This is a genomic window from Coleofasciculus sp. LEGE 07092 (assembly GCF_015207375.1).
Taxonomy (GTDB): Bacteria; Cyanobacteriota; Cyanobacteriia; order Cyanobacteriales; family Coleofasciculaceae; genus LEGE-07092.
This window is the reverse complement of sequence record NZ_JADEWY010000015.1, coordinates 21,807-43,890: the sequence shown is the minus strand read 5'-3', so window position 1 is coordinate 43,890 and position 22,084 is coordinate 21,807. Positions and strand designations below refer to the sequence as shown.

The 22,084-nt window shown below is 46.6% G+C and carries 19 protein-coding genes; 9 read left to right on the top strand and 10 right to left on the bottom strand.

Annotation, left to right across the window (positions count from 1 at the left end; translation table 11 throughout):
- Nucleotides 1–525: 525 nt before the first annotated feature.
- A complete protein-coding gene (locus IQ257_RS05920; protein WP_193876799.1) occupies nt 526–2,379 on the bottom strand; it encodes a pentapeptide repeat-containing protein in 1,854 nt (617 codons plus the stop codon).
- 323 nt (nt 2,380–2,702) lie between these two features.
- On the opposite strand from IQ257_RS05920, the gene IQ257_RS05915 reads away from it, so the two are divergent.
- Nucleotides 2,703–3,986 carry a dihydroorotase gene (locus tag IQ257_RS05915; protein WP_193876797.1) on the top strand — a complete coding sequence of 428 codons (1,284 nt, stop codon included), beginning with the start codon at nt 2,703–2,705 and terminating at the stop codon, nt 3,984–3,986.
- Nucleotides 3,987–4,048: 62 nt separating this feature from the next.
- Here the strand turns inward: IQ257_RS05915 and lepB are convergent, their stop codons facing one another.
- Entirely contained in the window at nt 4,049–4,651 is a 603-nt protein-coding gene (lepB, locus tag IQ257_RS05910; protein WP_193876794.1) for a signal peptidase I, read from the bottom strand.
- Between the two features lie 161 nt (nt 4,652–4,812).
- On the opposite strand from lepB, the gene IQ257_RS05905 reads away from it, so the two are divergent.
- The 3 genes from IQ257_RS05905 to IQ257_RS05895 all read left to right on the top strand — a co-directional run bounded on the left by IQ257_RS05905 (nt 4,813) and on the right by IQ257_RS05895 (nt 8,610).
- Complete coding sequence (locus tag IQ257_RS05905) at nt 4,813–6,132, top strand: dihydroorotase (RefSeq protein WP_193932964.1); 1,320 nt, start codon at nt 4,813–4,815, stop codon at nt 6,130–6,132.
- Between the two features lie 104 nt (nt 6,133–6,236).
- Nucleotides 6,237–8,141, top strand: a complete 1,905-nt coding sequence (locus tag IQ257_RS05900; RefSeq protein ID WP_193874074.1) for a response regulator — start codon at nt 6,237–6,239, stop codon at nt 8,139–8,141.
- A gap of 94 nt (nt 8,142–8,235) precedes the next feature.
- Complete coding sequence (locus tag IQ257_RS05895) at nt 8,236–8,610, top strand: response regulator (protein WP_193874073.1); 375 nt, start codon at nt 8,236–8,238, stop codon at nt 8,608–8,610.
- 64 nt (nt 8,611–8,674) lie between these two features.
- Here IQ257_RS05895 and IQ257_RS05890 read toward each other — a convergent pair whose 3' ends face one another.
- Both IQ257_RS05890 and IQ257_RS05885 read right to left on the bottom strand, forming a co-directional pair.
- Nucleotides 8,675–9,469 carry a TIGR03943 family putative permease subunit gene (locus IQ257_RS05890; RefSeq protein ID WP_193874072.1) on the bottom strand — a complete coding sequence of 265 codons (795 nt, stop codon included), beginning with the start codon at nt 9,467–9,469 and terminating at the stop codon, nt 8,675–8,677.
- A 49-nt stretch (nt 9,470–9,518) separates the two neighbouring features.
- Nucleotides 9,519–10,559 (bottom strand): permease, encoded by a 1,041-nt coding sequence (locus IQ257_RS05885; RefSeq protein ID WP_193874071.1) that lies wholly within the window; start codon nt 10,557–10,559, stop codon nt 9,519–9,521.
- Between the two features lie 267 nt (nt 10,560–10,826).
- On the opposite strand from IQ257_RS05885, the gene IQ257_RS05880 reads away from it, so the two are divergent.
- Nucleotides 10,827–12,371: an NAD(P)H-hydrate dehydratase gene (locus IQ257_RS05880; protein ID WP_193874070.1), complete on the top strand. Its 1,545-nt coding sequence runs from the start codon at nt 10,827–10,829 to the stop codon at nt 12,369–12,371.
- Nucleotides 12,372–12,493: 122 nt separating this feature from the next.
- Here the strand turns inward: IQ257_RS05880 and IQ257_RS05875 are convergent, their stop codons facing one another.
- From IQ257_RS05875 to IQ257_RS05855, 6 genes are all read right to left on the bottom strand, one after another.
- Nucleotides 12,494–12,964, bottom strand: coding sequence for a SufE family protein (locus IQ257_RS05875; RefSeq protein ID WP_193874069.1), 471 nt, complete (start codon nt 12,962–12,964; stop codon nt 12,494–12,496).
- Between the two features lie 93 nt (nt 12,965–13,057).
- On the bottom strand, nt 13,058–13,831 hold the full coding sequence (locus tag IQ257_RS05870) for a pentapeptide repeat-containing protein (RefSeq protein ID WP_193874068.1): 774 nt from the start codon (nt 13,829–13,831) through the stop codon (nt 13,058–13,060).
- An 82-nt stretch (nt 13,832–13,913) separates the two neighbouring features.
- Entirely contained in the window at nt 13,914–14,159 is a 246-nt protein-coding gene (locus IQ257_RS05865; protein WP_193874067.1) for a hypothetical protein, read from the bottom strand.
- 39 nt (nt 14,160–14,198) lie between these two features.
- Nucleotides 14,199–15,314 (bottom strand): serine/threonine protein kinase, encoded by a 1,116-nt coding sequence (locus IQ257_RS05860; protein ID WP_193874066.1) that lies wholly within the window; start codon nt 15,312–15,314, stop codon nt 14,199–14,201.
- A gap of 28 nt (nt 15,315–15,342) precedes the next feature.
- Nucleotides 15,343–15,549, bottom strand: coding sequence for a hypothetical protein (locus tag IQ257_RS29815; RefSeq protein WP_228060454.1), 207 nt, complete (start codon nt 15,547–15,549; stop codon nt 15,343–15,345).
- 21 nt (nt 15,550–15,570) lie between these two features.
- Nucleotides 15,571–16,311 carry a serine/threonine protein kinase gene (locus tag IQ257_RS05855; protein ID WP_228060460.1) on the bottom strand — a complete coding sequence of 247 codons (741 nt, stop codon included), beginning with the start codon at nt 16,309–16,311 and terminating at the stop codon, nt 15,571–15,573.
- 547 nt (nt 16,312–16,858) lie between these two features.
- On the opposite strand from IQ257_RS05855, the gene truB reads away from it, so the two are divergent.
- From truB to IQ257_RS05835, 4 genes are all read left to right on the top strand, one after another.
- Nucleotides 16,859–17,752, top strand: a complete 894-nt coding sequence (gene truB / locus IQ257_RS05850) for a tRNA pseudouridine(55) synthase TruB (RefSeq protein ID WP_193874065.1) — start codon at nt 16,859–16,861, stop codon at nt 17,750–17,752.
- Between the two features lie 272 nt (nt 17,753–18,024).
- Nucleotides 18,025–18,393, top strand: coding sequence for a response regulator transcription factor (locus tag IQ257_RS05845; RefSeq protein WP_193874064.1), 369 nt, complete (start codon nt 18,025–18,027; stop codon nt 18,391–18,393).
- A 95-nt stretch (nt 18,394–18,488) separates the two neighbouring features.
- Nucleotides 18,489–20,357: an ATP-binding protein gene (locus tag IQ257_RS05840; RefSeq protein WP_193874063.1), complete on the top strand. Its 1,869-nt coding sequence runs from the start codon at nt 18,489–18,491 to the stop codon at nt 20,355–20,357.
- Nucleotides 20,332–22,077 carry a GGDEF domain-containing response regulator gene (locus tag IQ257_RS05835; protein WP_193874062.1) on the top strand — a complete coding sequence of 582 codons (1,746 nt, stop codon included), beginning with the start codon at nt 20,332–20,334 and terminating at the stop codon, nt 22,075–22,077. Before IQ257_RS05840 ends, IQ257_RS05835 begins: the two co-directional genes overlap by 26 nt.
- Nucleotides 22,078–22,084: the final 7 nt, after the last annotated feature.

Here is a 22,084-nt window from a genome sequence, read left to right as displayed (position 1 = left end):
TTTTAGAGAGTCACTGTTTAGTTAGAACTTATTCTACCAACCGAATCTCCCTAAGCAAAAATGCTTTCATTTTTCTGGTCTGGCACTCGGCATTCCATCTTACCATCTAATTTTTACTAAATTCAATTAAAATTAAGTAGATCAGCACAATTAAACTTAACAGATGAGACTTGTCATTTGTTAACAGTCATTTATAGTTGGTAAGGGTTTCAGGCATCTTTACCCTTGGCAGATACTTTGGGTTCTTCCCGTTTACCTACTTATTCTGGAGTATTTTTACCTGCCACAAGTTTTTTGTATTAATTGCCAATTTTTTATAATTGAAGTCCTACGGCATTCAATCTAGTTTTTATAATTGGGAAGCTGTCCCTATATTTGTAAAAATTAGCGACAGAGGATGTCACAGTGGTTGTAGTCTTTTGAATAGCAGTATGAAACAGACTGATCTCTACTCGTTGGTGGTGACATCAACGAGCAAATCGACTGGCTGAACCAAGAATCCCCGTGGGTTCACGTCGGGGAGTGTCAAAATCCAAAATAAAGCCTGATCGCAGGCAATACATCCTTGCAAGTTTGCACCAATTGTGCTGCACTGGGTAAGCTTTCAGTAATCACTTTCAAAAATCCCATTGCTCGTTTTGCTTGTTTTTTGGCAGTTTCGTTGTTGGGGTTTTGTCCGGCTTCTGCGAGGACTTTTACCTGTTCTAGTGCTTCGGCTTTGTCGTCGTCGGGTAAATTTGGGTCGTTAATTGCCGCTTGCAGTTGCGCCAGAAGTTCTTTGATTCCAGGTTTATCCGGTTCGGGAGAGTCGGGTAATTGATTAATAGAATTGCTAACAGTACCGCTAATTTCACCCAGGTTCATCACTGGGTTAGTGACATCACCGCCGCCAACTGCACCGACGCTACCGCCAGCCGATACTTTGATTTCGCTCTTTTCAGACATAGTATCTCCTTCACTGTGATAAGTATGGGCATAAAGACTGGGACGCTGAATAGCTGTTGCTACCAAACCTGTCAGCATCTTAACTTGTCCATCTTTCTCCGCTAGAAGTTGTTGTAGGGCAGCGGGGGACAAGGCTTGCAAATTATTATAAGTAGTGAAATAGTCGCTATGCAGTTCAGATAGGTTTGCCTGAGGTGAAGTTTCGGCGCGAAGTAACACTTTATCGCGATGCTTCCCCCGCTTCTCAATCGAAACAATATCCAGTTCAGTTTCAGGATGGGTTTCGGTAAGCTGTTGGAATGCCATGGCAATTAAACGCGGGTCATCCACTTGGTTTTGATAAAGGTCAAGGGTTTGTACCATGGGGGCGATGAAGTCGGCAAATTCACCCTCTTCAAAGTTTTTATTCCAATCATCCGGTTTGCGGTGGGGATTGGGGTCAAGGTTATTAGGTAGGCGCATGAAGACATAATCACACTGTATTCCATTAAGTTGGGTTTCTGGAGTGATACCCCAATCTTCAATACAAGCACCTGTTAATGTGGTTCCAGTTAAATCCGTGTAGTCGAGTTGGGTTTGGACAAGTTTGGCTCTGGATAAGTCAGTATCTTGTAAGTTCGCTTCGCTTAAGTCAGCACCGATAAAACTGGTATTGGCTAAGTTTGCCCCTTGTAAGTTGACACCGCGCAGGTTTTTGCGGTCAAAGGTTTGAGCTTGTCCCTGGCGAGTAATTAATAGTTGTCGCACCTGAGCATCTTTAATATAAGTGATGCCAGGGCGAACGCGATCGAGTTTTTGAGCTTGATGAAAGCAAGTACGGATAAGAGTAGCCTGTCTCAAGTCGGTACTTTTGAGTTTGGCAGATGTAAAATTAGCATCGGTTAAGTCAGCATGGTAAAAGCTTGTCCCGCCCGTAGCAGCAAAGGCAATTGCCACTCCCCGAATCCAAGCCTCTCTTTCATCTCCCTTGATGGCTCGCCAGCCAATGTAAGTGCTGAAGAGCGTGACAGCGACAGCTCCAGCGACAGCTCCAGCGACAGCTCCAGCGACTAAACCTTTGCGGAGCATGACAACAAAAAAGATTGCCAGAATTATCAAACTTACCCAGCCCGCAATAATGTCCTCGGTAGTGCCACTATCAAAAATCAACCCTACCAAAATACTAATGGCTATTGACAACAATCCTGATATCCCTGCGAGTATCCATGAACTAATAACCAAAACTGTTGCCCAACGCTTTTGTAGTCCCGCCTTAGCGCCGCTAAAGTTCGCACCCGTCAACTTAGCCTTAGTAAAATTTGCCCCTCGGATATCCGCCTCACTAAAATCTGCCCCAGAGAGGTCTTTTCCTTTAAACGATTGACCTCTCAAATTTTCACCACTGAAATCACGTCTCCCAGCAGCGTATCGCGTTAGAACCTCATGAGCCTTCATGACGTGTTTGCCCACGTTGGGATGTTAATTCAAAACCTTAGCACGGCGATCGCGTTTTGGCAGTAGCACGACATATTCCCTACGCTGTTGTTAGGGGAGTAAATATAGCATTTCCTAACCTCGTTAGGTACATTTAGTTTTCCTCCCTACTCCCGTTCGACTGAAGCTCACGGCGAAAGCCCACTCCCCACTCCCTGTTCTATTTTTCTCTAGAACTGCAACTCTTGCGATCGGAGACCCTATAGTGGGAAAGTCGTTATTTGGCAGTTGTTAATGGTTTTTGCCACTGACGTTTGACCTCTAATCCGTTCATCTCAATCCCCATGACTAGCGAACTGCTTCAACAAGTCCGGGTTGTCGATCCGGTTTCTAGAACTGACCAATTGGCTGATGTGCTGATTGCAGACGGTTTCATCAAGGCAATAGACACTCACCTGTCTGATTTGTCTGCCGATACTGTAGTGCGAGACTGCCGGGGACTAATTTTAGCACCAGGATTGGTAGACCTCTACAGCCATTCTGGAGAACCGGGATTTGAAGAACGGGAAACATGGTTCTCCCTTCTAGCTGCTGCCGCCGCAGGTGGCTTTACCCGCGTGGCAATCTTACCGGATACAATGCCCCCGTTAGACAATCTCTCTGGGTTAGCCCGAGTGCGCCAGCAGCCATTCAATTCTCAAGACATTTCTCCCCCTCTCCCTCACCTCTACTACTGGGGTGCATTCACGATGGGAGTCGAAGGGCAGCAAATGACGGAGGTTGCCGAGTTAGCTGCCGCAGGAGTGGTGGGTTTTGCAGATGGGCGTCCTCTCTCGAACCTGCTATTGCTACGGCGGTTGTTAGAATACCTGCAACCGTTAGGGAAACCCATCGCCCTAGTGCCTTGCGACTCGAAGTTAAAGGGGAATGGGGTGATGCGAGAAGGCGCGAACTCCATCCGCTTCGGCTTACCGGGAAATCCAGCGATCGCTGAATCTGCTGCCGTCGCTGCTATCTTAGAAGTTGTTGCGGCGATTGGCACCCCTGTGCATCTGATGCGCATCTCCACCCGTCGCGGTGTCGAACTCATCCAAGATGCCAAAGCACGAGGATTGCCTATCACTGCCAGTACCTCTTGGATGCACTTGCTACTAAATACCGACGACTTGAGCCGTTACGATCCCAATTTACGCTTAGAACCACCCCTCGGCAATCCCGATGACCAAGGGGCACTGCTACACGCTGCAAAAACGGGAATTCTTGATGCGATCGCGATTGATCACTCTCCCTACACCTACGAAGAAAAAACTGTCGCCTTTACGGAAGCGCCACCGGGGGCAATTGGCTTAGAACTTGCCCTCCCCCTACTCTGGCATAGTCTAGTTGAAACAGGAGAGTGGTCAGCCCTTGAACTTTGGCAGAGTATTAGCACAACTCCTACAATTTGTCTAGGACAAGAACCCGCTGCGATCGCGCCGAATCGACCCACTGAGCTCGTTCTGTTCAACCCTGAACAAACCTGGACTGCTGACAAAAATACCCTCAAGTCCTTATCCAGTAACACTCCTTGGCTCAACCAACAGATTGTCGGTCGTGTCGTACAAACGTGGTGTCCAGCAAAAGGTTGAGGGGAAAAAGGGTAAGACAGAAAGGGCAAAGAATCTCTGCCTTTGTCCGTTGTTCAATGCTCTTACTCCCTCGGCGAATCTGCATAAGCGGGTTCTGGATCGATTTCCCCTACCCGATTCATGGGCCAGAACCGCACAATTGCTCGACCGATAATCTTATCGCGAGGGACATAGCCCCAGTAGTGAGAGTCGTAGCTATTGTTGCGGTTATCTCCCAAAACCAGGTACTGATCGCTAGGCACCTTCACCGGTCCGAAATAATAGTTAGGCTCCTCTTCAATGTAATTCTCTCGCAGGGCTTGGTCGTTGACATACACTCGCCCCCCCTTCACTTCCACCGTATCGCCAGGAAGACCAATAACCCGCTTGATAAAGGCATCCTTAAAATTTTGCTTCCTGAGTTCGTCTGTGGGGGAAAATACGACTATATCTCCCCGGTCGGGTTTGCGGAAGTTGTAACTCAACTTATCAATAATCAGGCGGTCGTTAATCTGGAGCGTTGGCTCCATCGAGCCTGACGGAATATACCGGGCTTCCGCCACAAAGCTGCGAATGCCAAAGGCAAGAAAGCCACTCAAAATAACCGTCTTTATTCCTTCTACCCAAGGATTTTCTACCTTTTGAGGAAGTTGTTTCTCAGGCTCTTGATCCTGCACAGGAGTCATAGTCGTTCAATCACCTTAAGATTAACGAATTGAACTAAACACAACAAGCAAGTTGTCTTGCTATCCATCAAGTGGAACCTATGGGGTTCCCTACATATAACTGTACAAAATTAACTTTAAAGTAGGAGTACACCAGCTTCGTCGAATTGTAACACTCTCTTATGTCCTCTGATTTATACCTGTTGATCCGCCATGCCCGCATTCTCTCACCAACGGGTGAGTTCTCAGTCGGAGATGTCCTGTGTCGCGGTCGAGAGATTGTCCAGGTTGCCCCGGAACTATCCGCTGAGACGGATAAGGAGATAGACGCAACAGGGTTAACTTTGTTGCCTGGGGTTATCGATCCGCAGGTTCATTTTCGGGAACCGGGACTGGAATATAAGGAAGACCTGTTTACTGCCAGTTGTGCTTGTGCAAAGGGTGGGGTTACGTCTTTTCTAGAGATGCCGAATACTCGCCCTCTCACAACCACTCAAGCCGCACTGGATGACAAGCTCCGACGAGCAGCCGATAAGTGCTTAGTGAATTATGGCTTTTTTATCGGGGCAACGGCTGAAAATTTGCCCGACTTGCGAGATGCTCAACCCACCTGCGGCATTAAAATTTTTATGGGTTCGATGCACGGACCGCTGCTGGTCGATATTGAGGAACGGCTCGATCCTATTTTCGCCGAAGGAAGCCGTTTAATTGCCGTTCACGCCGAAGACCAAACCCGGATTATGGCACGACGCCAAGAATTCGCGGGCATCAGTGATCCGGCGATTCACTCCCAAATTCAGGATAATCAAGCAGCACTCAATGCGACTCAATTAGCCCTGAAGCTGTCTAAAAAATATCAGCGACGCCTACATATCCTTCATCTGTCTACCGCAGAAGAAGCGGAGTTACTTCGGCAAGATAAGCCGAGTTGGGTGACGGCAGAAGTAACCCCCCAGCATCTGCTGCTTAATACCAGTGCCTATGAGAAAATTGGGACTCTGGCACAGATGAATCCCCCTTTGCGATCGCCCCATGATAATGAAGTTCTCTGGCAAGCCCTTTTAGATGGTGTTATTGATTTTATCGCCACGGATCACGCCCCCCATACTCTAGAGGAAAAAGCCCAACCCTATCCCAACAGTCCTTCGGGAATGCCGGGAGTGGAAACATCTCTACCGTTAATGCTGACTCAAGCCGTGCAGGGGCGCTGTAGCGTTGCCCAAGTCTCAAACTGGATGTCTACGGCTGTGGCGAAGGCATATCAAATTCCTAAAAAGGGTGCGATCGCTCCTGGTTATGATGCGGATTTGGTACTGGTAGATTTGGATAATTACCACCCTGTTCGACGGGAGGAACTTTTAACAAAATGTGGTTGGAGTCCCTTTGAAGGGTGGAATTTGACGGGATGGCCCCTGTATACGATTGTCGGGGGTCAAGTGGTTTTTGAACGGGGGCAACTGCATACTGATGTGCGGGGGGAAGCGTTGAGGTTTGGGGGTTAGGGGGGAGAGCAAATTTTCTGAAGTATTGTGTACTCTTCCTTAGAGGATTGAGGAAAAAAGCGTAAAGATCGAAAAGGAAAAATCCCGTTTCCCCTTCCCTGGTTATGAAAATTCTTCTCGTCGATGACGACAAAGCATCCGCTTCGGTTCTAGCAGACGCTCTCACGACCTATCACTACACCGTCAACACGGCAGAGGATGGTCAAACAGGGTTGGAGCTAGCCCAGACCTTTCACTATGACCTAATCCTGCTAGACATCATGCTTCCCAAGCTAGATGGTATTAGCCTTTGTCGCCAACTGCGATCGCAAGGGCTGCAAATACCAATTTTGCTGTTGAGTGGCAAAGACAGCAGTACCGACCGGATCACAGGGTTGGAAGCAGGAGCTGATGATTATCTGGTCAAGCCCTACGACTTGTCAGAATTAATGGCTCGGATTCGGGCGTTACTACGACGAGGCAGTTCAACCCTATCCACTATACTGACTTGGGAAAAACTGCGGTTTGACCCAGATAGCTGCGAAGTGAGCTATGGGGAAAAACCGTTGCATCTAACTCCTAAAGAGTACAGCTTACTAGAGCTTTTTCTGCGCCATCCCCGGCGTATCTTCAGCCGGAGTGCCATTCTCGATCACATCTGGTCTATAAACGAATTCCCCGGAGAAGAAGCCGTTACCACCCAAATTAAAGGACTGCGGCAAAAGCTGAAAGCGGGTGGGATGAGTATCGGTTTAATCGAGACAGTATACGGATTGGGCTATCGGCTCAAGGCTCCTCCGGAGGAGGAACAACAGAAGCAGGAAAACGGGGGAACCCAAGAACACAGTGGTGAGGCAAGTCCAGCCCAAGTCAAAGTCATGGCAACAATCGCTCAGATATGGAACAAGTTCAAAGATAGTCTGCCGGAAAAGCTGGCATTATTTGAGAACGTCAGTGTTGCCCTTGCTAGCGATGCTCTGGATCAAGAATTGCAGCAAAAAGCGCGAGGGGAAGCTCACCGCTTAATCGGCTCATTGGGTTCCTTTGGCTTTCCAGAAGGCTCGACGGTGGCACGGGAGATCGAACAGTTGCTACAATCCCAGAGGTTTTCAGCTCAAGAAGGAGCCAGACGACTGAAGCAATTAGTAGGGTGGCTTGAAGAAATATTGGAGCGGCAGCCTTTTTCGACAACGGCTGCTCCAGTTTCTGGGGTTTCCTCGGCGCGACTGCTCATTATTGATGATGATAAGGTGTTGACTGAACGGATTGAAGTGGAGGCTAAAGCCTGGGGTTTGCGAGTCAATGTGGCAAGTGATCTGAAAGCCGCAAGACAAGCGATCGCTCGTCAGTGTCCTGATGTTATCCTGTTAGACTTGACCTTTCCCGATACGACCGAGAATGGTCTAGTGCTTTTAGCAGAATTGTGCGATCGCAAACCCGAAATTCCCGTTCTAGTCGTTACTGGACAAAATCAGTTGAGCAGTCGATTAGAAGCCGTTCGTCTAGGCGCTCATACCTTTTTACACAAACCCATTCCACCGGGAGATATCCTCAAAGCTGCCACGGAAGCCCTTAACCAAACCCAACTCACCGAAGCCAACGTGATGGTAGTCGATGACGATTCTCAGGTGCTGGCTACCTTGCACCACTTACTACAACCTTGGGGACTGGAGGTAACAACCCTAGACAATCCCCAGCGATTTTGGGAGGTACTAGAAGGAGTGGTTCCCGATTTGCTGATTTTAGATATAGAAATGCCAGCGTATAACGGGCTTGAGCTATGTCAGGTTGTTCGCAATGACTCCCACTGGCAGAACCTCCCCATTCTATTTTTGTCAGCCCATGCCGATACCCAAATCGTGCAAGAGGTATTTGCAAGGGGTGCTGATGACTATGTGAAAAAACCGATTGTGGAATCCGAACTGATTGCTCGTGTTCTGAATCGGTTGGAGCGGACAAAACTGCGGCACAAAATGGTTAGCTCTCACCCATCTAACTTGCCGATTGATACAGCAGGGGAGAAGGATTGACCGTTTTTATGGGGGTTATTTCAGATATGCAACTGCCTGTTCAGCAAGTGCTTTTGCTATTCTCAATAAATACCATTTGTTGCCAGGTAGAATCATGTCAGCCAAGCATCTTCTCGTCATTGATGATGAAACAAATCTCTGTAGCGTTATCCAAGCTTGTCTAGAAACGCTGGGGGGATGGAATGTTGTAACTGCTGAAACGGGGAAAGAAGGGCTGCTCAAAGCTGAAACCTACCAACCCGATGCAATTTTACTGGATATCATGATGCCTGACATGGATGGAATCACCCTATTTCAGACGTTACAGCAAAATCCGGTGACTCAGCATATTCCTGTGGTTTTGCTAACGGCTAAGGTGTTAACCGATGATTTAGCTCAATTCAATGAGTTAGGTATTACCGGAGTGATTGCCAAACCCTTTGACCCCTTGAGGTTGATTCAGCAAGTCAGAGAGCTTTTAAATTGGTAAACTTGGTGGACATTTAACAGTGACCAATCATTCATGACGGGTAACTGGTTGAATCAACAGATAGCTAATAAGAGTAAGGATTTTCGGGTTCGAGAATTTCTTTAACATCATTGGCTTCAATCACCAACTGACGCTTCCCTTTTAAGGTTTCAGTCATCATTTGACCTTTCACTTCTATCCAAGTGTCAGGTTGATAAGCCTCGCGTTTTTCTTGCAGTTTTACAGGTAAACTAACAGGATAAGCATCAGCAGCACAGCAGGTAATGACGAAGCGGGTAATTAACAGATATTCGGATTGCAGGTCTGGTGGATAAACCACAAAACCATTAACATTTACCTTTTGATTGGTGTATTCATCAGGTTCTGGGTAAACACTAAGCGTCCGTATCCATTCAATCAGCGATCGCTCTTCAGGATTGTCAGCACTGCGGAAGGATTGGGGTTGGATTCGCGTTGTAGTTAGCGATTCTGTAACACCGCGCTGGATAGCAATCTGACTCGTAAATACTTTCGGTTCTATCAGTAACCCCAAAATAGCTGTGCCGATCAGTAACGCACGGCTCCAACTTGGAGGCAAGAAGCTAATATGCGGACTTTCTGATACGATTCGGCGCTGACGCACCTGAATAATTAGCTGGACAATCCGCAACGCTGCAAGTATTAATAAAATAAAACTGCTGCCAATAACTAGCCCGAAGTAATTGGGGTGAATCAGCAAATTTAACTCCCCAGTCAACCAGTATTTAAGCAACAAGATTCCCCACAAACCGAGAGCAAGTGTGTCTAGCAGCGGTAGCAAAATTCTCTCAATGCTAGGAGGTTTTCTGGGGGAACTCCCTAATTTTTCGGCTGAACTCATACGCCTTGAACGTTACTCGTTCGTTGTTGTTGTTTACAAAAAAAAGACACTAACTAATATGCAAATTAACAAATAAGGTCAGTAGAAATATTAACTGCGCGATTATTGCGAACAAGTAAACGAGTGCTCTCGCCTTAAAAACCGATAACATTAAACCAATTGCTTTGATATCAATCATCGGACCAAAGACCAAAAAAGCGAGTAGCGAACCCCCCGTAAAGGTTGAGGCAAAGGCAAGGGCAAAGAACGAATCGACGGTTGAACAAATAGACACCACCCCTGCCAAAAGCATCATTGCCAAAATGGATGTTACTGGACCTTGACCTAGGCTGAGAATGACTTCGCGGGGTACGGCAACTTGAATGATTGCGGCAATCGCGCTTCCCAAAATCAAGACACTTCCCAACTCCCGCAACTCCTGTACTGTATTCTCTAAGAATAGCCGCAGTCGAATTGAGAGAGGTTTGCTAGGTTTGGCGGCGGCTAGAGATGCCTGCATCACACTCGCATCCATTCGCAAAGGTGCTCCTTGCTGACTCAGTAAAAACGATCCGGATTGGAGGAGTACGGGTTTCCGTTCATCCTGGATAGTCGTATCTTTGACACCTTTCCCGACTGAATGGACTGAGCGTAGCATTGAACGTGTAATGGCGGGTTGTAGCAGGGGACGCAAGTCTTTCTGCACGCTAAACACACAGCCCATAACAATCGCAATGCCTAGGGAAAACACGACTCGCAACACTACAATTTCTGGTTGATCTCGAAATGCTACCCAAGTAGACCAAATTACGATGGGATTAATGGTGGGTGCTGCCAACAAAAACCCCATTGCCACGGATACGGGTGCTCCTTGAAGTAGCAAACGCCGCGACACGGGTACGTTGCCACATTCACACACAGGGAATAAAAAGCCCACACAGCTACCAACGATTGCACCTAACAAGGGGTTGCGAGGCAGGGAATCAATCAGCTTGCGCTCATCAACAAATAGCAGCAGCAAGCCGGAGAACAAAACCCCAATCAGCAAAAACGGCATTGCCTCGACCAGTAAACTAAAAAAAAGGGTGAAGGCGTTGTTCAGCTTATCCATGTATTTAGCGATCAAGGATAGTGTCTTTGGCTTAACGAGCCAGTCAGCGCCATTGTATCAGTTCAAGAGGGTAGTCCCTTGGCTTGGGGATCAGGGTGGCATAACGTTTAACTGGCGATTGATCAGTGTAATTTATCATTCAGGATTTGGGAACCCGGTATCAGGAAAGAAGGCTTGAAATCCTCATCCTGCCTGAGTTATAAGTTCAGAATATGAATGAGTCGTAAGGATGGTTTAAAGTTGGTAGCTTAAACGGGAGCAAGTGGGGTGCAGCCTAGACAACGCCGAGAACAGATTGAACAAGTCGTGGTGACAGCCGAGCAGATGCGCGACATTGAAGGGCGCATTTTTGATGCCGGTATGCCAGTAGCCGCCTTGATGGAAAAGGTGGCAGGACTGATTGCAGCTCGTATTCAGGCGCTTTATCCCCTGGCTGAATGCAGGCGAGTGGGTATTTTAGTGGGACCGGGACATAATGGCGGGGACGCCTTGGTGGTGGCGCGGGAGTTGCATTTTCAGGGTTACGATGTATTGATTTACCGTCCGATCGCTAAACTCAAGGAACTGACATCCCAACATTACCAGTATGCAAAGAGTTTGGGGATTCCTTGTTATGAGCAGATTGAGCCGTTGCAGTCGTGCGACTTGATTATTGATGGCTTGTTTGGGTTTGGGCAAACGCGATCGCTTGCAGGTACTCTTGCTGATGCTGTTAATCGGTTGAATCAATGGTCGCAACCTATAGTTAGTATTGACTTACCCTCTGGAATTCATACGGATACGGGTGAGGTACTAGGAACGGCGATTCGGGCTACTCGCACGTTTTGCTTAGGGTTGTGGAAGCTGGCATTTTTACAAGACCAAGCGTTGGAGTATGTTGGTGATGCTGAGTTAATTGATTTTGGCATTCCCCTCATGGATGTGTGGTCGATTTTGGGTCAGCCTGCGGGTATGATGCGGATGACTAAAGCTACTGCTTTAAATTGTCTGCCCCTGTCTCGTCCACCGACCACGTATAAATATAAAGAAGGACATTTATTAATCATTTGTGGTTCTCGTCAGTATTCGGGTGGGGCAATTTTGACAGCATTGGGAGCGCGTGCCAGTGGAGTGGGAATGCTCTCGATTGCCGTGCCAGAATCCCTCAAACCTTTATTGGTGACTCATTTACCAGAGGCGTTGGTGATCGGTTGTCCAGAGACGCCAGAGGGAGCGATCGCTCATTTACCGGATACTGTTGATTTAAGTAAGTTTAGTGCGATCGCTTGTGGTCCAGGTTTGACTCTCGGTGCTAAGTCCGTGGTACAAGGGGTAATGGATGCAGAATGTCCCTTGGTTTTAGATGCAGATGGCTTAAATATCCTTGCCGAACTGAGAACTATCCCAACCTTGTTGAGGCGTCAGGCTTCTACTGTATTAACGCCCCATATCGGTGAGTTCAAGCGCTTGTTTCCAGACTCAGCAGGTTTACTTCCTGATCGCGTCAGTGCAGTACGCAAGGCATCCCAGCTCAGTAAATCCGTGGTGTTGTTAAAGGGAGCGAGAAGTGCGATCGCTCATTCGGGGGGTTCGGTATGGCTGGTTCCTGAAAGTACGCCTGCTCTAGCTCGTGGTGGTAGTGGAGATATTCTAACCGGTCTGATAGGAGGTTTAGTGGCGCAACCTGCAACCACTAAGTTACCCCTAGAAGCCATAGTTGCAGCAGGGGCATGGTGGCACGCTCAAGCCGGAATTTTGGCAGCAAGGGAGCGGACTGAGTTGGGGGTGGATGCATTTACCCTATCCCAATATTTAATTCCGGTGTTGCGTTAACGGGAGCATCCCCAAATCAGCAAATGTCAGGAAAGGCAGGAGAGTCTATATCTAAATTCTCCCCCGCACCTCTGCTCCCCTGCTCCCCTGCCGATGTATTTTTACAAAAACGGTGTACTGCCTTAAGGGAGTACAGGGGTGTCAACCACCGCCTGGAAAGAGGTTCCGAGTTGGAATCCTAGCGCCTTTTTCTTCATCGTTTGAAAGATATTGTAGAAGCCATTAGCACGGGATGGCGTTAAGCTGACGTTTAAGCCCATCTCTTGGATAAAATCAGGAGAGACTTGCATGATTTCTTCGGGAGTCAGTCCGTTAAGTCCTTCAATTAACAGTGCCACTAACCCTTTCACCAACTGAGCATCCGAATCTCCCTGATAGCAAAGCTTGCCCTCGTTCAGGTTGGCAGTCAGGTAAACCTGGGAAACGCAGCCAGGAACTTTATTTTCTGGCACTTTATCCTCCTCTGGCATCTCTTTAAGCTTCTTGGCGTACCAGAGTAACTGTTCATAACGCTGTTTGGGATTTGTCCTCCGCTTAAACCGCTCTACAATTTTGGCGAGGGAATCTGGTAAGGAGGTTGAGGTTGACGACATACCCAGTCTTTAAGAATGACTAATCATTTCGATCCTAACAAGGCTTGTGCCATTGCAGTAGAGAGGCGACTAATTGTGTCTCTACCCCTAACGTCACAATGGTGAAAGAAATCGCAATAGCAGTGAACCAATACCAACTAAGGCATTTCCTAGCGAGGGGCGCTCGCGAACTTCCGGGGGATTGAGCGCAAGTTCTACCAATTGAATCAAATTCTGCGATGCTTGGTATCCAAATGGATCGTTTTGTTCGGTAAACAGTTGACTGGCGATCTGAGCATCGCTAGTTGCTGCTGCTTCATCCCCCAACCGGAAACGAGCGACTCCACGAGCTAAAAACGCTGGCGCAAAGTCTGATTTGATACTGAGGGCTTGGTTATACTTCTCAATGGCAGCGTTGTAGTTTCCTCGTTCAGCTTCGATAACGCCCCAAGCATAAAAATCTTCAGCCGTTCCCGCATATTGGGGAATGCCAATCGTTCCTTGAATATAAGCGTTACTTAGATTGGTTCCAAATAACTGAGCATTGGCTAGATAAGCATCTCTCAGGTCAGTCCCCTCAAGAATAGCACCACTGAGGTTTGCCCCTGCAAGATTGGCACCATTCAGGGAAGCACCACTGAGATTTGCCTGTGTGAGGTCAGCTCCCATTAAATTAGCACGACTGAGGTTAGCACGACTCAAATCTGCCCCACTCAAGTTAGCACCCACCAACTCCGCCATAACTAGACCTGCATTTTGCAGATCGCATTGCGAGCAGTCTTTGGTGGAAAGTAACTGTTGAATGTGTTGCAGATTTTCAGCCGTGGCTATTGCACTCACATTGGTTGCAGTAATGAGAGCAGCAGTGGCGAGGATTGCGCGTTTCATCAAAAAACCTCCGTTGAAGCCCCTAACTTTACCGATAGGTCAGATGAGCTATCCTATGCTTAATATATCTCTGGTCACTCCCTTACTTGTCTAACCAGCAACTTTGGTTAATTGTAGCAATATCATGGGTGAGACTGACATTGTTTGAGCAGAAATAACCAAAATCCTTATCCCCAGTCAGATAAACCCTTTTTTCTGGTGCAGCGCTACTGGGTATACACAAGTTTCCTGGTTTGCGTCTGAGTTGATCTTGCCCCCTAAATTCCCCATTGATTGATCGCTCTTTCCTAACGGCATTGCTTTCCTGCTGTCTCTGAGTGGGTGTCACTGTGGTTTCAACTGCTAATCTTAATAGCTGAGTTTCTCACTAGAATATTGAACCTAGAAGCCATCCTAATCCAAGTCCTAACCAAGATGTTCCCAGCAAAATTAGAAAGGTGTGAAACTTGCTGAAGGATTCTTCTAACTCGATTCCAGCCAAAGACACAGCAAAAAACCCAGCAAAACGCACAGCCAGACCCACAACAAAAGACCCATAACTACGCACACTCAGAACCGCATCCTCCCCCAACACCGAAAGCACAGGCAAAAACCCAGCCAGATCCAACGCCCAAGTCACAGCAAACGCCCCAGCCAAAATCATAGATATAAGCACAACATCCCCAGCCACAGTAGGCTCAAACAAAGTCACAGCAAAACTCACAGCAAAAAACCCAGCCCCAGCCCCAGCCACAACCACACCCCAAACTCCACCCTCAACCAATAAAAAGCCTATCACGAGGTAGTATCCTGCTATTACCAGTAGGTTAACCCAGGGAACAATTTTTATTTTTAGAACAATTGGAGGTAGTGCATAATACAGCGTTGCCGCTAAACAATAAACATCGACATTTGGCTCCCGACTTCCCCGGTGTACCTGCTCATAAGGCGCAAATCCCTCATTACCAACTGCTCCTGTCGAAGTGTATGTCGAGGGCACCAGTTCCTTAGCAATACCAAAATCAATTAAAACCGCTCTGCCATTTTGTCGCAATAGAATATTTCCCGGATGAGCATCTTGATGAGTCAACCCTACCTGATGCACTAGAGTTAAAGCTTCCCCAATTTGGCGAATATATCTCACCGCTTCAGCTTCAGGTATCGCTCTCCTACGCCTAACTAACTCAAACAAATTTTCCCCCTCGACAAAATTCATCACCAAGCAGGAAATTATCCCTTCTTGAAACAAGTCATGCACTCCGACAATAGAGGGATGCGGATCTCTGGATAATCGGGCTAATATCTGGGCTTCTTCAATAAATCGAACTAAATACTTGTTATAATCTGGCTCATATTGCAGATACTCATTAGGCGTTTTAATCACAACATAATGATTAAGGGATACGTGCCACGCCTTATAAGTGATTCCGAAACCGCCTTGTCCCAGAACTCCTTGAATCACATATTTACCGCCTTGTAATTGTTTCCCTGTTGCCCAAACCATGGCTATTTTGAGGTAATTCTAGAATTGTCTATGGCGAAATCGTCGATGATGGAGTAGGAGACGTGGGTGACTGAGGCTTTAATCGATCCATCCAGTCTGACAAGGGTCCAAAGAATGCCACAATTACACCTAGCATTGTTACAATCAACCCCGCGATCGCAAGTTTTTGCTCTAAGGTTAATCCTCTCTTCGCAGGCGGTGGTGTGGGTGCAGGGGGAGAAGCTTCACTGATCAACCCCAGAGAATCTAACCATTCTCACATCGACTGGGGGCGCTGCTTCGGTTCTAACCCCATACCCTGGAGAATCAGCCGATTTGTGCGATCGCTAATCTGATCGTTATACTCTTTCGGTGGGACTAATCGCTCTCGATCTAACTTACGCTTAATCGCACTCACAGGTTTGTGTCCGGTTAACAGTTCATACAATGTCGCCGCTAAGGAATAAACATCTGTATATTCTCCCGGTTTCTCAGCCAAGCGAGAATACAGTTCCATTGGCGCAAACCCGTCTGAGGCTTCTTTTGTCCGTACTGAAGTTACCTCGCAGTCAAACTCCAGCGCTAAATCAAAATCAATTAAAACAGCTTCCGCTTTTCCATCACGAACATGGACAATAATATTGCCCGGTTTCACATCCCGATGAATCAAACCATCCCGATGCACCTCAATCAGCGCCTCACCAATTTGCTGAATATAATTGAGGGCTTCGGCTTCTGGAAGCATTTTCTGGGCGCGGTAGGCTAAACTTACCCCATCCACATAATCCATAACAATGCACCACCGTTTCCCCTGTTTAAAAAGTTCTCGGACTTTAACAATATGAGGATGATTACACCCTCTGAGTTTTACCGCTTCCTGACAAAACTTAGTTTCTAGTCGATTTTGTTCTTGTGGGGTGAGGGAATTGAGGAGTGCATCATTCAAGGTTTTGATTACCCAGCGACAATCGTCTCTATCCCTTACCAGATAGGTAATCCCTAAACGCCCTTGTCCCAGTTATCTCTCCAGAATGTACTTACCGTTATAGAGCGCATCCCCTGTAGCCCAAACCATGGTTTGCTAATCTCAAAACTTAGGTCAATTTTGGCACAATCACAAAAGACGGGAGTGATACTCCCCCCCTGCCGTGAAGAATTATTGTTGTTGTGAAAACTTTGATGGGATAGGCATCTTACCCATCCTATAGCGATTCTCACTTACATGAAGTACAGTCCCATTCCCTACTCCCTACCTTCATCAGGGTGTACCTCACCCGATAGAGAACCGCTATATATCGCTTGCGAGTTAAGCAGAAATTGCAAAGATTAGTCAACTGATATAAAAAGTTTGCTATCATAGCACGACAAGAAAAGCTCCAGAGAATCTCTGGAGCTGTTTGAACCCGTGAATTAAGCCGAAAGAATAAAGTGTAATACAAGTACAACGTTTTGGCTACCGTTTAGGTAGGTAATTTTGAAAGTAGGGGAGAATTTTTTGCTGAATCATCTCGGATAAAAACTTCCCCCCTGCTTTTTCACTTGATTTAACCCATGCAGGTAAAAGCGTGCAAGGATTTTTGAACTTAAACAAACCTGCTGGATTCACCTCTCACGACTGCGTTGCCAAAGTTCGCCGTCTGCTGCGTCTGAAGCGGGTAGGACATGGGGGAACCCTCGATCCGGCTGCCACAGGGGTTTTACCCATTGCTCTCGGTAAAGCAACGCGCCTGTTGCAGTATATGCAATCGGGTAAGGCATATCAGGCAACCATTCGACTGGGGGTAAAGACAACAACGGATGATTTAGAAGGAGAAATCGTTGCTACATACTCCGCTCCTAACTTGACTCTGGAGACGGTTCTGCCCCTACTGGCACAGTTTAAAGGCAAAATAGAGCAAGTCCCACCGATGTACAGCGCCATTCAGGTGAAGGGCAAACGCTTGTATGATTTAGCTAGGGCGGGTGAAACGGTTGAAGTTCCCAAGCGAACGGTAGACGTTTATCAGATAGACGTATTGGATTGGCGTCCGGGAGAGTTTCCAGAACTGGATGTCGCGATCGCTTGTGGTAGTGGAACCTATATTCGTGCGATCGCTCGTGATTTAGGGGAATCTCTTACTATTGGCGGCACTTTAGCATCTCTGACTCGTACCCAAAGCAGTGGCTTCCAGTTAGAAGATAGCCTAACTTTAGAGGAATTGGAAAACCAAATAAAAATAGGAACATTTACCCCCACCCCCCCAGAAGGAGCATTACGCCATCTCACCACCATTACCTTACCCGCCAACGATGCCCGTCGCTGGTGCCAAGGACAAAAAATTCTGTACCCCCAGGCAGATTTATCTGCTAATCCCCTGCAAGTGTACTCCGAAGAGGGTAGTTTTTTAGGCATCGGTCGGTTCGTTGATTCTGGAACAGATATGCGAGTCATTCCTCTGGTTGTGTTGGAAGCGAGCTAGAGTTCCCAGATTTGTTAACCTGCGTGTATCTGGGTGCTAACGTCATCGCAACGGCTGAGGTACATTTAGTTTTTTTACTATCTCAATAAAGTGAATTTACAGATAACCATCCTTAACTAGCGCTCACAACCCCGTAATTTCCACGAGGGCTGCAAAAAACTTCTATGCAACAATTTATCAAAGTGGAGGTTAATCCTCCACTCACGTTAATCGTTTCTGCTCGGTGCAGTTTTGTAGATGTTGGATTGCATTAGATGGGGGAGAAAATGAAAATGACAAAAATTTTAGTAATTGAAGATGAGCAATCGGTACGAGAGAATCTTTTAGAACTGCTCGAAGTGGAGGAATTTGAAACCCTTGAGGCAGAAAATGGTTCTATCGGTTTGTATCTGGCGCAACAGCAGCATCCCAATTTGATTTTATGTGATGTGCTGATGCCAGAGTTGGATGGCTATGGTGTTCTGAAGGCATTACGTTCTAATGATGTAACTGCAACGATTCCGTTTATGTTTCTCACTGCCAAAGTGATGAAAACGGATGTCAGCCAGGGGATAGAATTGGGTGCCAATGCTTATTTGACTAAGCCGTTTACGATACGGGAACTGCTCGAAGCGATCGCACAAGCACTGCCACAAGTCTAGGGCAACTTCCATTGAGCATAAATATAGCGGTTCCCAATCTAGTGAGGTACATTTAGTTTTCTTACCCACTCCCGCTCTAATTTTTAAAAACGATCATGTCACCCCAGCATCTACCTATCTCCAAAAGGACTGGACAGGAAAGGATAGACTATCATCTGTTAACAGCTCAAGGGGCAACGATTAATCAGATTGCCCAAGTTACACGGGGGGTATTGGTTCTCAAGGACGTGCTACAGGCATCCGCCAATCAGTTACGCGAAGTTTTGCAAGTTAGTGGCTGTCTGATTTTTTCGGCTTCAGATTCCCAGCCACGGGTAGCATCTTTAGATAGTGAGACACTTTTCCAACCTGCTAGTGTCTTTTGGGAGTTTTGCGAACACTATCGCTTTTGGCACAATCAAGAGCAGCACCTAATTATACCAGATTTGCACGAAAAAATATCAATTGAACTTCAAGATTGGATGACAGTCTGTGGCTTGTGTGGCATCTTAGTCGTACCATTGTTGCACCACCAGTCTTGTTACGGCGCAATTAGCCTGTTAGTAACGGGAAATGAACGGCAGTGGATGCCCGCAGAGATTACTTTTGTGCAAGCAATTGCCGATCAGTGGGCGATCGCATTTTACCAAACCGAACTCGAACAGCACTACCAAACGGCAATCCAAGAGCGGCAAAAGATACTATCCGGCTTACAAGCAAGTGAAGCCCGACACCGCGCTCTTCTGGAAGTCGTACCGGATGCCATATTTCGGGTGACGCGAGATGGTATTTATCTAGACTCGAAAGCTGCCAAAGCAGATACCTTACCGATATCTGCGACTGAAATAGTCGGTAAACACTTGCATCAGGTGCTGCCGAAGGAGGTAGCGGGGCTAATGTGGGAGCGTGTCGAGCAAGCATTGGAAACCAATGAAATTCAGATTGTTGAATATCAACTGTGGTTGAACAGCAAAGCTCGTAATTTTGAAGCCCGCATTGTCGAAAGCGGGTTAGACGAAGTTTCCATTATCGTGCAAGACATTACGGAGCGTGTACAAGGGCGACTCATCCTCGAACAAGTCAATGATGCGTTAGAAGAGCGAGTTGAAAAGCGCACGGCAGCCTTGAGAAAAACAAATGAAGTTCTCAAAGCCGAGATTATCGAGCGCCAAAGGATCGAGGAGCAACTAGAGCAAGCCCAAACAGACATTCTCAACGCCTTGGCTAAAGAAAAAGAACTCAGTGACTTGAAATCTCGCTTTATCACCGTTACATCCCACGAATTCCGCACACCCCTAACCACAATTCAATCCTCAGCGGAATTAATGGAACATTACGGTCATAAATTATCCCAAGAAAAAAAACTGGCTCACCTGCACCGCATTCAAATCTCTGTTAACTATATGACTAAGTTGTTGAATGATGTGTTGATGATAGGTAAAGCAGACGCGGGTAAACTCAAGTTAGAGCCAGAGCCATTCGACTTAGAAAGTTTCTGCCGCACCTTAGCGGCAGAAATGCAACTGAGTGATACCAATCAACACGCGATCGCATTTACTTGTAATTGGGGACTAGAGGGGGAAAAAGCTGAATCTCCTATTGCCTGCATGGATAAACAACTGCTACGGCAAATTTTGGAAAATTTGTTGAGCAATGGGATGAAGTATTCTCCTACAGGTAGCACCATCAGATTTACCCTGAACTGTGATGCTGACTGGGCAGTCTTTGAAATTTGCGATCGCGGTATCGGGATTCCAACTGAGGATCAAGAACGGTTATTTGAAGCATTCCACCGCGCCACTAATGCAGGCACAATTGCTGGAACTGGATTAGGATTGGCAATTGTTAAAAAATGCGTGGAAATCCACCACGGACAGATTGGTGTAGACAGTGAAATCGGGGTAGGCACTACGTTTACGGTTACATTGCCACTATACAATTCGCTATCCACTGATGAACATGACGAAAAAAATTCTAGTGATTGAAGATGAAACATTCGTTCGGGAAAACATTCTGGAACTCTTAGATGCTGAAGGAATAGAAGGAATTGGTGCAGAAAACGGTAACATTGGTATCGATTTAGCAAGAGAACAGAAACCGGATTTGATTTTATGCGATGTGATGATGCCAGCCCTCGATGGTTACGGGGTTTTAACAGCGCTCCGCCAAGATTCGGCTTTGACAGCGATTCCCTTTATTTTCTTAACAGCAAAAGCCGCTAAAGCCGATTTTCGTCAGGGTATGGAATTGGGAGCCGATGATTATCTAACGAAACCCTTTACCCGAGCCGAACTCTTAGGAGCAATAGCAACGCGCTTCAAAAAGCAAGCCGCCGTGCAAAAGTTCTACGACAGTGAACTCCAAGTAGCCAAAGAACAACTAAATTACCTGATGCACCATGATAGCTTGACTGGATTACCCAATCAGCTATCCCTGAGAGAACAGTTCAATCAGGTACAAACCACTGAAACTCAATCCTTAATTCCGGTTCTCTGTCTCGGTTTAGATCGATTCAACCAAGTCAATAATAACCTGGGGCAAGCCTTTGGCGATCTGTTATTGCAAGCGGTTGCTCAACGCCTTACTGCCTGTGTTGGTTCTAAGGATATCGTTGCTCGCTTAAATGCAGATCGATTTGCCATTATCTTAGCCACCATTCATCATAAAAAAGATGCCATTCAAGTTGCTCAAGCTATCTTGAGAAGTTTCTCTCAAACGTTTGTTGTGCAGGAGCAAGAACTGTTTGTGACTGCCAGTATCGGTATGGCACTTTCTCCCCGTGATGGCGCTGATATTGAGCAGTTACTGGCTCGGGCGAACCAGGCGATGGTTCAGGCAAAGCAACAGGGGGGCGATCTCTATCAGTGGTATTCCTCAGTCTTAAACACGGGTTCTTCAGATAACCTCGCCTTACAAACTAGCCTACGCCATGCTTTGGAACGGAATGAACTTGAGGTTTATTACCAACCTCAAGTCAATCTCCGAACCGGACAAATTATGGGTGCTGAAGCCCTTTTGCGTTGGCAGCATCCAGAACGGGGTATGGTGTCCCCCGGTAAATTTATTCCCATCGCTGAGGAAACGGGTTTAATTGTCCCGATTGGGGAATGGGTGTTGCAGACAGCTTGCCAGCAAACTAAAGACTGGCAGAGGGCGGGCTTTTCTTCTCTGCGAGTAGCAGTAAATTTGTCGAGTCGTCAATTCAATCAAGTAGACTTGCGTCAACGGTTAGTCAAAATTTTGAATCAAACTGCCCTTCAACCTCAGTATTTAGAGTTAGAACTAACGGAAAGTATGCTGATCAAAAATGTTGAGGTAGCGATTCGTCGATTGAATGCCTTAAAAGCGCTAGGCGTAGAAATTGCTATTGATGATTTTGGTACGGGTTATTCATCATTGAGCTATTTGCAACAATTTCCTTTCGATGTTTTAAAGATTGACCAGTGTTTTGTTCGTAATATTATGGACAACTCTAGTAATGCTGCCATTACTCAAGCCATTATTCAAATGGCAAAAAGTTTGAAATTAAAATTAATTGCAGAAGGAGTAGAAACTGAAACTGAACTTGCCTTTGTTTGTCAACACCAATGCGATGGAATGCAAGGCTATTTATTCAGCCGTCCCTTATCAGCTAACGAGTTTGAGAAATTACTAATTAACCGTAAATCATTACCGATACCTATCGGTGCCAATTCCATTGATTAATGGATTA